Origin of the sequence: Bacillus sp. 3255 (assembly GCF_031456485.1) — a bacterium.
Taxonomy (GTDB): domain Bacteria; phylum Bacillota; class Bacilli; order Paenibacillales; family NBRC-103111; genus Paenibacillus_E.
Window position 1 is genome coordinate 394,907 of record NZ_JAVDUS010000001.1, and the last position, 11,824, is coordinate 406,730.

The following is an 11,824-nucleotide window of genomic DNA, read 5'->3' on the forward strand; positions in this document are numbered from 1 at the left end:
ATTGAAAAGTCAACTGACTTGTTTACTTTTCATTTCGTCCAGCCGAATGACCCGCGTATGCTCGGTATGGCTCCATTGTTTGTTGTTTTGCGTGAAGAACGCATAGAACGTAATCGGCCACCAGGATATCATGAATATCGGGTACAAAATTAAATATTTATAGACGGCGCGCGGCGATTTCTCGATCATCATGGAGAACGGCAGCATCAAGAACGTCGCAAAGCTCACGGTGTTGAATAAAACCGGATTGACATCGGCCAGAATCGGCGTCTCCGACCAGCCTGGCGTGACGGATTTGATCCACAACATGACGGTAATGATCGCCCCGAAGAAAAAGTTATAAACGTTGGCGGAATAAATCGCCGCGTCGATCTTCGTCCAGCTGCCTTCACGGATCCCTTGCCACAGCAGCGGGAAGAAGTAGCGCTTGGCCACGTCGAAGTGTCCTTGCATCCAGCGCAGGCGCTGTTTGGCCGAAGCCTTGAACGTCAGCGGCTTCTCGTCGTACACAACCGCATCGTAGTTGTAAGTCGGTCTGATGCCCATTTTGATGCAGCGCATGGAGAACTCCAAGTCCTCGACAAGCGAAGTAGCTCCCCAACCAATCTGCTTCAGCAGCTTGGATTCGAAGCACATGCCTGTTCCGCCCAAATAGTTGGCCAGACCCAAGTTCGTGCGGGGCATCTGCCAGAAACGGTTGGCGAAGTAATACGAAATCGCATAGGAACCGGTAACCCAGGAATCGTTCGGGTTCTTGCTGTCCAGATAAGCTTGAATAACGCGGGAACCGGAGCAAAGATCATTGTTCATGTGAAGCAGGTAGTCCGGGCTGGCCAAGTTGTCGGCGTCGAACATCACGACGGCGTCATACTGGCGCTCGCGCTTCCAAAGCTCCTTCAGCATCCATTCGATCGCATACCCTTTCCCTCTCAGGTTCGGGTTGTGGCGTTCCATCGCATAGACACCGTGGCTGCGGGTAATCGCGGCCGTATTGTCAGTACAGTTGTCACAAATCACGAAGATGTCATACAGCTCTTTCGGATAGTCTAGCGCCTTCAGATTCTCGATCAGTGCACCGACGACCTGCTCTTCGTTATGTGCGGCGACCAAGACCGCAAACGATTTCTGCGGCGCAAATTGCTTCTTGCTTCTTGGACGGTACCACCCGAAGAACGTGAGAAAAAACTGATACGCACCTACGAGCGCCAAGCCAATCTGAAACGTAAGCACAATATTGTCAAGCATGAAGCAAAGTCCCCCTTTTTTTTATGCACACAAGCTATCTTTGTATACGCATAGTGCGCAGTTATGTACAGGTGAATTAACCGCTCTTGATTTTCCTCTCTTTCCCCTTGTTTGTCAAAGTCTGCAAAGTCCGAAAAATAGCCCGTTCTTTGAGATTTAAGGGAAAGGCGCACAAACTTTGCGGCATGTGCTTGAAATCAGAACGTTAAAGTCCTGTTTTCAACGTTTTTCATTTTATTGTGTACAAAAAGTTCACCATTTAGACGACTGTGACCCCTCGTGATGATACGGGTTTAATTATAATTCACCTGAACTGCCGCTGACAACTTTTGCCGCGCTTGCCTGATTACGGCTCTCGGACCCCCGCTGCGGCTTCCTCTTCATACCATTCGAGCCTCTTCCGTACGGAAAGTCCGTTGCCAAGCTTTTCCTCCGGATAGGGGCTGAACTGCCCGACCTTCAGCATAACGGACTTCTCGGGATCGATGCCATACGACCTAAGCACTGACTTTTGTTCGCGTGCTTTCAACCGGAAACGCCCCTCATCGACAACGATTTTAAAAAATCCCAAATTGTAAGGGTTTCCATTGTCTGCCATATAGGTACAATGGATTGGGATATCCAGCATCCGATTGGGGTAAAATGGAAAAGGAAGCCTCTTCCTTACTTTCCATGATTTCATCAAACTTGAATTTGTAAACGCGCCTAATTTCATATTTATTACTGCGTTAATCCCCTTTTAATAAAAGTTCTCTATACTTGGAACCAGCAGGTATTCTCAAACTTGAAGGAGGCTACTACTCATGAGCAAAGTCGTGAACTGGCTTCAGCATCATGAAACTCGCATGTTCCACTTTGTGAATCAACGTATCCAGCACTTCTTCCTGGACCATTTCTTCTCCCGAATCACCCACCTCGGAGGAGCTACGGCGACGATCGTCATTTCCTTATGCTTCGCATTGTTCGGGCAAGGCGTGATGCGAACCGCAGGCATTCAAGCTCTCATTGCGCTGACGCTAAGCCATATTCCGGTCGCCGTCATCAAGAAGAAATATCCGCGCCTTCGTCCTTATCTGGTACTTCCCCAAACCATTACCTACAAAAACCCGCTCACGGATCACTCCTTTCCGTCCGGGCATACGACCGCTATCTTCTCGATCATCATTCCCTTCATAGCCGCCATGCCTGTCCTTGGCGCCATTCTTCTGCCGCTCGCTTTCATCGTCGGCCTGTCCCGCATCTATCTGGGGCTGCACTATCCGTCCGATTGTATCGTCGGCTGTTTCATCGGTACGGCGGCCGCGCTCCTCACACCAGCATTATGGGGGTAAACGAATGAGAATGAATGCCTTGCACGGTAACAAACGTGTGCTCATCCTCTCCGAAGGCTTCGGAGCCGGTCATACGCAAGCAGCGTATGCACTTGCCCGCAGCCTGGAGAAACATGGTTCCACGATTGAAACACGCGTTCTGGAGTTGGGAGCCTTCCTTCACCCGACCATCGCCCCTTGGGTATTCCAAGCCTATAAGAAGACGCTCAGCGCTAGCCCCAAGCTCTATGGGCGATTGTACCGCTCCCAGTACAAGAAATCGTTGAACCGTCTTACGCAACTAGCGCTGCACCGCATCTGTTATGCGCAGACGGCGGCGATTATTCAAGGTTGGGCTCCGCATGCGATCGTGTGCACCCATCCTTTTCCCAGCGTCGTCGTTTCCCGCCTTAAGCGATCCGGCCTTAACATCCCCCTGTGCACAGTGATTACGGATTATGACGTACACGGGACTTGGGTAAGCCGCGAAGTGAATAAATATATGGTCTCAACCGAAGATGTCAAAAACAAACTGTTGGGCCGCGGCATATCGCCCGCCCAGATTGAAATAACGGGCATTCCCGTGCATCCCGGCTTTCGCGAGGAGCACGACAAAGCCATGATCCGGCAGCAATTCCAGTTATCCGCCATGCCGACCGTACTCGTCATGGGAGGCGGCTGGGGCTTGATCGGCGGCGATTCACTGAGCGAGCATCTTGTCGCATGGCGGGACCGCATCCAGTTCATCTTCTGCTTGGGCAGCAATGCGAAAATGCTGGCGAAGCTTGCCGAAGACGAGCGCTACCGCCACCCCAATATCCGCCTTCTCGGATTTACGCAGGACATCGATAAATTAATGGAGGTTTCGGATCTGCTGGTTACGAAGCCGGGCGGCATGACGTGCTCGGAAGGACTGGCCAAATCGGTTCCTATGCTGTTCTATGATCCGATTCCCGGACAGGAAGAAGAGAATGTACACTATTTCACCCAGCAAGGCTTCGGCGAGCGCATACGCTCTGCGGATACGATCGCGAATTGGCTGACCATGCTCGCAAGCCGGTATGACGATGTACAAGCGATCCGCCGCTCCATCGATCACCAGAGGAGAAGGATGCCGGCCGCGGATTGTTCGGAGGTCATCCTGCAATTGCTGGGCTGACGGGCGCGGAGAACATCAAAGGCTCACCTTCGACTGCCGGGATGCAGCCAAGGTGAGCCTTTATGGAGTATTATTCAGCTTTGGCGTTCTTCAAATCAGCCAGATGCGCGGCAAGCGCCTCTTGACCGATCACCACTTCGCAGCGGTGAATGTTCATGCCTTGCGAAGCGAACTTCGTCTCGTATTCCGTCATGACATGATCCGGGTGAAACCCTTCCGCATGAAGGTTCAAGGAAATGTTGCGCATCCGCAGTCCCATGTCCGCGAACGAGTTCAGCGAGAACTCGAACAATGATTGCGAGTCCGTTTTCAGATGAATTTCGCCGTTAGCGTTCAAAATTTGCTGATATTTGGCCACAAAGCCCGGATGTGTCAATCTTCTGCGGGCATGCTTCTTCTTCGGCCACGGATCGCTGAAGTTCAAATAAATGCGCTCAAGCTCTCCTTGAGCGAATGCTTCTTCAATATGCTCGATATTGAACAGCATCAGTCTCAAGTTAGGGATGCTGAGCACATCGTCCTCTTCATCCGATGTCTGGATGTCATGAGCGGCCTTCGCCTTCTCGCTCGCTTTGCGGATCAGCTCATCATACATATCGACACCGATGAAATTGATGTGCGGATATTTCTTGCTCATCTCGCTGATGAAACGCCCTTTGCCCATACCAAGCTCAGCATGAATCGGGTTGTTGTTGCCAAACAGCTCCGCCCATTTGCCTTGATGATCTTTGGCATTCAGTACAACGAGTTCCTTCTGACGTTCTATATCTTCCCGAATTCCTTTTCTTCCCCGTAACCGCATCTAGTATTTGCCTCCTACACGTACAAGCTATCGAATACAAATCATAGACCATTCGAGGGAAAAAATCAAAGGATTTACACTTCCAGCTCGTGATAAGCAATCGTTTTGGACGTTGCGGGGAACAGCTTCCGGTCCAGGGATCGGAGCACTTTGCGCTTTGCTTCTTCGGTGATGTGGGAAGAGGCGGCAAACCTCACACCGCTGCTCAGCGCCAAAGCCTCATTGATCGTCAATTCAACCGAGAGCGTATCTGTGGAAAGAGAACGAGTTGTCACCATGTAGATGTACCTTCTTTCCTTTTGCTATTTTTAATGATAGTTTCGGTTCGGTTCCCTTCCTTTATGAATGGCAGATTGTGTCTTGGACATGATGACAGCAAAGTGCGGGGAACAGCGGGAAGCTGCGGTGAAGCTGCGGTGAAGCTGCGGGAGAGCTGAGAAAAGCTGCGAGAAGCTGCGTGACAGCTGCGAAACGCTGCAGGAAAGCTGCGTGGAATTTCAGCACCGCGGTTCTCGCGGCTATAGGATACGGCTGCTGTGTGGGCAAAAAGCAAAGCCCTTACCTGCTAACGGACACAGCGGCCGTTATTGGGCAAAAAACGTCGCATTTTTGGGGCTAACGGACACCAGGGATCTTATTTGGCCATATTCCGCTCAAAAACAGACATGAATGGGCAAATAACGGCACTCGTGTCCGTTAGGCGTTCAGAGATGCCTTTTTCATGGAATAAGGGCCTCCCTGTCCATTAGCCGTACCTACTTTCCCAACACCAAAAACGCCCTCCATATTGGAGGACGTCTCGGTTTTCGCCGCTATTTACTTATAGCTCTCGTCTCTGCGACGGTTGCTTCCTCTCAGACCCGCAAGTCCAATCAGACCGACAAGACCCAACCAACCCCAGTCCATATGGTTCTTGTTTGCTGTAGTGGCATAGGCGCGATAGGATGAAGTATCATAATTGCCGCGATGGGTGTTGTTCGTCAAAGCCGTTCCGGTTGTACTCATCCGTTCCATCATATTGTTGCCATAGCCATTAATTTGGCCCAGGACGCCAGTGCCAGTGCCGTTGGCATTAGTACTTCTGCCTGTATACGTGTTGCCATAAGTTCCGTACGAGCCTGTCGTCGTTGTGTTTGGCGTAGCCGTTACATTCGGCGATGAGGTGACAAAAGGAGCAACGGCACCCGTGGTTCCTGTAGCACCAGTTCCCATGGTTCCCGTACCTGACGTTCTGCCGTCAATCGTCCCTGCGCCATTCATCAAGCCGGTACCGGTGCTTGTCCCCGTTGTTGCGTCATAACTGCTCCCCGTGTAACCCGATGTTGTCGTAGTCCCCGTCCCCATAGTCCCCGATGTCCCCGTATGAGTATTCATCGTCGATGTACTCATATTCGTATTTGCATACGCCCCAACTGCCCCAAAGCTCAATGCTGTCGTCAAAGCTACCGCCATTGTCAATGTACGAAACTTTTTCACTGTTGTCATTTCCCCTCTCGGCATATGTTCGTCGTGCAAAGTTATGATGCTCCGATCCGATCCGTTTTAACGGGGGAGTTGATGGAAAGGCAGGGGTCGCTTTCAAGTTTGATTTTCGCTACAATAGGGGGGAAGGAAAGGAGCTTAACACTTGATGTCTACTACAATTCATGAGTTTCTTCTGCTATGGGGGGACAAACGTTTCCATACATGGAATTACGAAATGCGCGAAGTTTTCGGCGAGAAAGTATTCAAGGTCATGCTGGATGCCGGCTTCACCTGTCCGAACCGCGATGGCAATATTGCCACCGGCGGCTGTACGTTTTGCAGTGCGCGGGGGTCAGGCGATTTCGCGGGAAGCCGCCGTGACGATCTTGTGACCCAATTCAACAAGATCAGAGATCTTCAGCATCAGAAATGGCCGGAAGCCAAATACATCGGGTATTTCCAGGCCTATACGAATACGTATGCTCCCGTTGAAGAATTGCGGGAATATTATGAAGTGATTTTGCAGCAGCCCGGCGTTGTCGGCTTGTCGATCGCAACCCGTCCCGACTGCCTGCCGGACGATGTCGTCGAATATTTGGCCGAGCTGAACGAGCGTACTTACTTATGGGTCGAAATGGGTCTGCAAACCGTGCATGAATCCACTTCGACGCTCATCAACCGCGCTCATGATACGCAGTGCTATCTGGATGCCGTGGCCAAGCTGCGCAAGCATAACATCCGTACCTGTGCGCACATTATTTATGGGTTGCCGGGTGAGACGCACGAAATGATGTTGGATACCGGCAGAGCCGTCGCTCAAATGGACGTTCAGGGCATCAAAATTCACTTGCTTCATTTAATGCGCAAAACGCCGATGGTCAAGCAATACGAAGCAGGCTTGCTGCAATTCCTCGAAAAAGATGAATATGTGAAGCTAGTCGTCGATACGCTCGAGCTGCTGCCTCCGGAAATGATCGTGCATCGCCTTACGGGGGATGCGCCGCGCGACCTGCTGATCGGGCCGATGTGGAGTCTTAAGAAATGGGAAGTGCTCAACGCGTTCGATAAGCTTATGAAAGAAAGAAACACCTGGCAGGGCAAATATTGGCAAGGCCGGGCGAATTAAATTTTCGCAGGCATCAAACCCATTGCCCATGGTGATCGTTTCCTAATATATAGCGAGAGCTTATATGAAGGAGAGGATTGCGATGGATGTAAGATGGGGAGCTGCCTGGCTCGGACTCATGTTCGTTATGGCCGGCTGCAGCGCGAATGAAGGAGCGCCGAAGCCGGAGCCGGCGGCGGCTGCACCGACCGCCGCCGTAACGACAGCGCCGTCACCGACCGTGACGGCTGCACCGACGCCGTCAGCGGCAGCGCCGACGGCCACACCCGCTGCGGCGACGCCTGCCGCAGCAACACCCGCGCCGGCGACAGCAGCGCCGGCCAGCAGCACGCCGCAGCCTAGCGCAGCGGCTGCGAAACCAACCGCAGCGGCCGCGACCGCTGCGCCCGTGGCGGCTACGGCGAAGCCGACGCCGACGCCGGTACCGATGCCCGCGCCCGCGAGCGCGTCGCCAACGCCGTCAGCCAAGCCGCAGGCGGCTGACACGGTCAGCGCCGAGGCGGCGCAGGCGCTGTACAAGGACAACTGCATGGCCTGCCACGGGGCAGGGCTTGCCGGAGACTTCGGCCCGAACCTGACGAAGGTCGGTTCGCGCAAAACCAAAGAGGAAATCACACAGCAGATCGTCAAAGGGAAAGACGAAATGCCGCCTTTCGGAGGTTCGCTGAAGGCCGAAGAGATCGAAACGCTGGCCGCATGGCTGGCAGCCAAAAAATAATTGTCTCAAAGGCATGGAGGCTTAAGTAAGCATGGGTTTTGTTTCTGTTCTAGGATATGCGCATCAACTGATCGGACAGCGCGTACAGCCCGGAGATACGGTCATCGACGCCACGCTGGGCAACGGCGTCGATACCGTCTTTCTGGCGAAGCTGACGGGCCGCCGCGGCTGCGTGTACGGCTTCGACATCCAGCAGCAAGCGCTGGATCAAACCAAGATGCGTCTGGAGAAGGAGCTTCCGGACGCATCTTCTTCTGTACATATGAGCTTATGCAGCCATGCGCTCATGGAGGCGGCTGTGCCGCAGGACCGCCATGGCCGGGTAGCCGCGGTTACGTTCAACCTCGGCTACTTGCCCGGCGCCGATCCGGCGACGATCACGACGCAGGAATCAACCCTTCCTGCGCTGGAAGCAGCCCTTCGTTTGCTGCGCAAAGGAGGCATCGTCACGATCGTGCTGTACAGCGGGCACGCCGGCGGCTCCGAAGAAGCGGCGGCCGTCGAAGCTTGGGCGCAGCAGCTGCCGCTCGTCTCTTATCAAGTACTGAAGTACCAGTTCATGAACACGAGCGCACACGCTCCCTACCTGTTAGCTGTAGAAAAAAGATAGAGCATGGTATAATGCTAGTAGCTTTTTATTACATAGAGAAAGTAGGGAGAATAGTGAAATCATACCCGCTTCAATTTCAACCCGAAATGAAAGAACGTGTCTGGGGTGGCAGAGCCCTGGAGAAATTCGGCTTCACGCTGCCGGAAGGCGCGATTGGCGAAGGCTGGATGATCGGCGATCATCCCAACGGCACGACCAAAGTGATCAACGGTGAGCTGGCCGGTCTTGGATTGGACGAAATCCGGGAGAAATACGGCAAGACGCTATTCGGCACCAAAGGCTTCTCCGAGAAAAACGGACGTTTCCCGCTCCTCATCAAACTGCTGGATTGCGAAGACGATCTGTCCGTACAGGTTCATCCCAACGACGATTATGAGAACCTGGCTCCGGGCGAGCTGGGCAAAACGGAAATGTGGTACATTCTGGACGCCAAACCGGGCGCCAAAATTATATACGGAATGAAAGATGGCGTAAGCCGCGCAGACTTGGCGCAAGCGATTGAAGAGAACCGCATTCTGGACTGCCTGCAGGAAGTTCCTGTAGAAGCCGGCGATTCCTTCTACATTCCGGCGGGAACCGTTCATGCGTTAGGCGCAGGTGTGCTGGTTGCGGAGATTCAGCAAAATTCCGACACAACCTACCGCCTGTACGATTACAACCGTCCGGGACTAGACGGCAAGCTGCGCGAGCTTCACATCGAAGATTCATTGAATGTGATCGCGTATGAAGGCTCGGGCTCGACCCGCATGAAAACGAACTTGAACGAAACCGGCACATGGCTGACGCTGGCCAAGTCTCCGTTCTTCACGGTGGAGAAAGGGCTTGTCGGACCCAAATGGGAGCTGAGCACATCACCGGAAAGCTTCGTCATTCTCGTCATTGCCGAAGGCAGCGGAACGCTCCAATGGGAAGATGGCAGCATCTCCGCCAAACCGGGAGATTGCTTCTTGCTTCCGGCCAATCTGGGCACGTATGCGCTCGAAGGCGGCATGACAGTGATCCGCAGCTACTTGCCTTAATAAACAACAAAGCGCTCCAACCGTCATCTGCGATGCGGTGGAGCGCTTTGTTCTTTCCTATTCTTCCGACAAAGAGCTTTCCTTGAGGATGACGTCGTGTGCGCCGCCCTCAACGAGCGATGTCGCCGATACGAGCGCAATTCGCGCATTGCTTCTCAGCTCTTCCAAAGTTACCGAGCCGCAATTGCACATCGTGGACTTGATTTTGCCGATCGTTTTGTCCAGGTTCTCACGCAGGCTTCCAGCATACGGAACGTAAGAATCGACACCTTCCTCGAACAAGAGCTTGTTCTTGCCCCCGGTATCGTAACGCTGCCAGTTGCGAGCGCGGTTGGAGCCTTCTCCCCAATATTCTTTGACGAAATTGTTGCCGACTTTCAACTTACGGGTCGGGCTTTCATCGAACCGTGCGAAGTATCTGCCGAGCATTACGAAATCCGCACCCATCGCGAGCGCGAGCGTCACATGGTAGTCGTGAACGATACCACCGTCGGAGCAGATCGGAATATACGTGCCTGTTTCTTTGAAATACTGGTCTCTTGCCTCGACGACTTCCATGATGGAGGAAGCCTGACCGCGGCCGATCCCTTTCTGCTCGCGGGTAATACAGATGGAGCCCCCGCCGATGCCGACCTTCACGAAATCTGCGCCGGATTCCACCAAGTACAGGAAGCCTTCGCGATCCACCACGTTGCCTGCCCCGATTTTCACATTAAAGTTCTCTTTCACGTACTGCACCGTTTCACGCTGCCATTCGCTATAACCGTCCGAAGAGTCGATGACGAGAATATCGACGCCCGCTTCTACAAGCGCTGGAACTCTCTCTTTATAATCCTTGGTGTTGATGCCCGCTCCGACGATGTAGCTTTTGTTCCCGTCCAGCAGTTCCATCGGATTCTCTTTATGCTCATCGTAATCTTTGCGGAAAACAAGCGTATCCAGGCGCTGCTGCTCATCGACGATCGGCAGACAGTTCAGCTTGTGATCCCAGATCAGGTTGTTCGCTTCGGACAGCGTGATGCCGGATTTGCCGTAAATCAGCTTCTCGAACGGCGTCATGAACTCATGAATCGGACGGTTCAGCGTGTCGCGGCTTTTGCGGTAATCACGTCCTGTTACAATACCAAGAAGCACGCCGTTCGCCGTCCCGTCGTCCGTAATGGCGACAGTGGAGTGGCCCGTTTCTTCTTTCAGTGCCAGCACATCGCTTAACGTATGATTCGGTGTCAAGTTGGAACGGCTGACGACGAAGCCGGCCTTATACCCCTTAACCTTCCGCACCATCTGTGCTTCCGACTCAATCGACTGCGAGCCATAAATAAATGAAATCCCGCCACAACGCGCCAAAGCGATCGCCATTCCATGATCGGATACAGCTTGCATGACTGCAGATGAAAACGGGATGTTCAGCGAGATTGCAGGTTCCTCGCCTTTATTGAATTTCACAAGCGGGGTTCGGAGCTTCACATTCGCCGGCGTGCATTCCTTCGTTGTCAGGTTGGGAATCAGCAGAAACTCGCTGAAGGTACGGGATGGTTCCATGTAATACGTGGCCACTTTACGTTTTCCTCCTCATCGATCCATAGGTAAATTTTTTCAATCTTATCACTAACCCTTACCTGTGGTCAATGGTTTTTTCAGGAAATGCCCGTTTCATCCTTTCCAGATTTGCGGTTCGGATCCTTTGCTTGAGTATTCCATATACGAAGGAGTAATCTCCAGTACGACGTAATTCGGGTCGTGAGGACCGTCGAACCACTTGGCCATGTCATCCGTCCACAACTTCTCGCGAAGCGCATTGTCATTGCTGATCGCTGCCGTCGCTTGAATTTGCAAAATATCGGAGGACGCTTTCCCGTCGAATCCTACGAGAATATGAACGTTCGGATTGTCCCTAACCTCGTCTACTTTATCGGTTTTGCGGTTCGTAGCCAGATATATCGTTAATCCTTCGTGAAAAAGCGCCATGTACCGAACTTTCGGCTTGCTGCCCTCCACAGTTGCGAACGAACAGATGGAGTTAGCCTCCAGTACCTTCTCAATTTGCTCCTCGAGCTTGCTGCTATGGGTTCCGATCATGCGTAATTCTCCTTCCAGGTTAGGTTCAGGTGTAATGTCAATTTCCACTCTCTCAACTATCCTAGATTACCCTGATCAGGGACGCTTCTATACGGATGCAGAGCCGCTTGCACGGCTTGGCTGCCGGCTTCTCACAGGGAAGAGAAACGAGATGCGCTATTCTTTCATAAACCGCTGTTTATGGGCCTTAAACGGAAATTTGGTGCCCTATATTCGTTGAAAACTCAATCAATGGGGCTGTATGGGCAAAAAAGAGGCTCCCAGTCCCTTCCAAGTCTTGATGTCTTGTTTT

Annotated in this window: 13 protein-coding genes; 6 read left to right on the forward strand and 7 right to left on the reverse strand. The window is 52.6% G+C overall.

All coding sequences use genetic code 11. From position 1 onward, the window contains the following. Window positions 1-9 precede the first annotated feature (9 nt). A complete protein-coding gene (locus J2X61_RS01560; RefSeq protein ID WP_274466759.1) occupies window positions 10-1,245 on the reverse strand; it encodes a glycosyltransferase family 2 protein in 1,236 nt (411 codons plus the stop codon). Between the two features lie 346 nt (window positions 1,246-1,591). Beyond that, window positions 1,592-1,843, reverse strand: coding sequence for a hypothetical protein (locus tag J2X61_RS01565; protein ID WP_310185301.1), 252 nt, complete (start codon window positions 1,841-1,843; stop codon window positions 1,592-1,594). 205 nt (window positions 1,844-2,048) lie between these two features. On the opposite strand from J2X61_RS01565, the gene J2X61_RS01570 reads away from it, so the two are divergent. Then, window positions 2,049-2,576 (forward strand): phosphatase PAP2 family protein, encoded by a 528-nt coding sequence (locus J2X61_RS01570; RefSeq protein WP_274466761.1) that lies wholly within the window; start codon window positions 2,049-2,051, stop codon window positions 2,574-2,576. 4 nt (window positions 2,577-2,580) lie between these two features. Continuing rightward, window positions 2,581-3,714: an MGDG synthase family glycosyltransferase gene (locus J2X61_RS01575; protein ID WP_310185305.1), complete on the forward strand. Its 1,134-nt coding sequence runs from the start codon at window positions 2,581-2,583 to the stop codon at window positions 3,712-3,714. Between the two features lie 70 nt (window positions 3,715-3,784). Here the strand turns inward: J2X61_RS01575 and trmB are convergent, their stop codons facing one another. From trmB to J2X61_RS01590, 3 genes are all read right to left on the reverse strand, one after another. Then, the gene (gene trmB / locus J2X61_RS01580; RefSeq protein WP_274466764.1) at window positions 3,785-4,516 is read right to left on the reverse strand and encodes a tRNA (guanosine(46)-N7)-methyltransferase TrmB; all 732 of its coding nucleotides are present in this window, start codon (window positions 4,514-4,516) and stop codon (window positions 3,785-3,787) included. A 74-nt stretch (window positions 4,517-4,590) separates the two neighbouring features. Then, window positions 4,591-4,794, reverse strand: coding sequence for a hypothetical protein (locus J2X61_RS01585; protein ID WP_310185308.1), 204 nt, complete (start codon window positions 4,792-4,794; stop codon window positions 4,591-4,593). A gap of 538 nt (window positions 4,795-5,332) precedes the next feature. Beyond that, window positions 5,333-5,968: a WGxxGxxG family protein gene (locus J2X61_RS01590; protein WP_310185310.1), complete on the reverse strand. Its 636-nt coding sequence runs from the start codon at window positions 5,966-5,968 to the stop codon at window positions 5,333-5,335. Between the two features lie 178 nt (window positions 5,969-6,146). Here J2X61_RS01590 and mnmL point away from each other — a divergent pair, with 178 nt between their 5' ends. From mnmL to J2X61_RS01610, 4 genes are all read left to right on the forward strand, one after another. Then, window positions 6,147-7,106, forward strand: coding sequence for a tRNA modification radical SAM protein MnmL/YtqA (gene mnmL / locus J2X61_RS01595; protein ID WP_310185311.1), 960 nt, complete (start codon window positions 6,147-6,149; stop codon window positions 7,104-7,106). An 82-nt stretch (window positions 7,107-7,188) separates the two neighbouring features. Next, window positions 7,189-7,824 (forward strand): c-type cytochrome, encoded by a 636-nt coding sequence (locus J2X61_RS01600; protein WP_310185314.1) that lies wholly within the window; start codon window positions 7,189-7,191, stop codon window positions 7,822-7,824. Window positions 7,825-7,855: 31 nt separating this feature from the next. Next, window positions 7,856-8,434 (forward strand): tRNA 5-(aminomethyl)-2-thiouridylate-methyltransferase MnmM, encoded by a 579-nt coding sequence (gene mnmM, locus J2X61_RS01605; protein WP_274466769.1) that lies wholly within the window; start codon window positions 7,856-7,858, stop codon window positions 8,432-8,434. 11 nt (window positions 8,435-8,445) lie between these two features. Next, window positions 8,446-9,453 (forward strand): type I phosphomannose isomerase catalytic subunit, encoded by a 1,008-nt coding sequence (locus tag J2X61_RS01610; RefSeq protein ID WP_310185318.1) that lies wholly within the window; start codon window positions 8,446-8,448, stop codon window positions 9,451-9,453. A gap of 57 nt (window positions 9,454-9,510) precedes the next feature. Here J2X61_RS01610 and J2X61_RS01615 read toward each other — a convergent pair whose 3' ends face one another. Both J2X61_RS01615 and J2X61_RS01620 read right to left on the reverse strand, forming a co-directional pair. Further along, window positions 9,511-11,010: an IMP dehydrogenase gene (locus J2X61_RS01615; RefSeq protein WP_310185321.1), complete on the reverse strand. Its 1,500-nt coding sequence runs from the start codon at window positions 11,008-11,010 to the stop codon at window positions 9,511-9,513. 96 nt (window positions 11,011-11,106) lie between these two features. After that, entirely contained in the window at window positions 11,107-11,532 is a 426-nt protein-coding gene (locus J2X61_RS01620) for a pyridoxamine 5'-phosphate oxidase family protein (RefSeq protein ID WP_274466772.1), read from the reverse strand. Between the last annotated feature and the right edge of the window lie 292 nt (window positions 11,533-11,824).

Bases quoted from the DNA above. Each gene is read 5' to 3' on its own strand.
- J2X61_RS01575 (WP_310185305.1), top strand. From the start codon at position 2,581: ATGAGAATGAATGCCTTGCACGGTAACAAACGTGTGCTCATCCTCTCC.
- J2X61_RS01600 (WP_310185314.1), top strand. From the start codon at position 7,189: ATGGATGTAAGATGGGGAGCTGCCTGGCTCGGACTCATGTTCGTTATG.
- J2X61_RS01570 (WP_274466761.1), top strand. From the start codon at position 2,049: ATGAGCAAAGTCGTGAACTGGCTTCAGCATCATGAAACTCGCATGTTC.
- J2X61_RS01590 (WP_310185310.1), bottom strand. From the start codon at position 5,968: ATGGCGGTAGCTTTGACGACAGCATTGAGCTTTGGGGCAGTTGGGGCG.
- J2X61_RS01585 (WP_310185308.1), bottom strand. From the start codon at position 4,794: ATGGTGACAACTCGTTCTCTTTCCACAGATACGCTCTCGGTTGAATTG.
- J2X61_RS01610 (WP_310185318.1), top strand. From the start codon at position 8,446: ATGCTAGTAGCTTTTTATTACATAGAGAAAGTAGGGAGAATAGTGAAA.
- mnmM (WP_274466769.1), top strand. From the start codon at position 7,856: ATGGGTTTTGTTTCTGTTCTAGGATATGCGCATCAACTGATCGGACAG.
- trmB (WP_274466764.1), bottom strand. From the start codon at position 4,516: ATGCGGTTACGGGGAAGAAAAGGAATTCGGGAAGATATAGAACGTCAG.
- J2X61_RS01620 (WP_274466772.1), bottom strand. From the start codon at position 11,532: ATGATCGGAACCCATAGCAGCAAGCTCGAGGAGCAAATTGAGAAGGTA.
- mnmL (WP_310185311.1), top strand. From the start codon at position 6,147: ATGTCTACTACAATTCATGAGTTTCTTCTGCTATGGGGGGACAAACGT.
- J2X61_RS01565 (WP_310185301.1), bottom strand. From the start codon at position 1,843: ATGGCAGACAATGGAAACCCTTACAATTTGGGATTTTTTAAAATCGTT.
- J2X61_RS01560 (WP_274466759.1), bottom strand. From the start codon at position 1,245: ATGCTTGACAATATTGTGCTTACGTTTCAGATTGGCTTGGCGCTCGTA.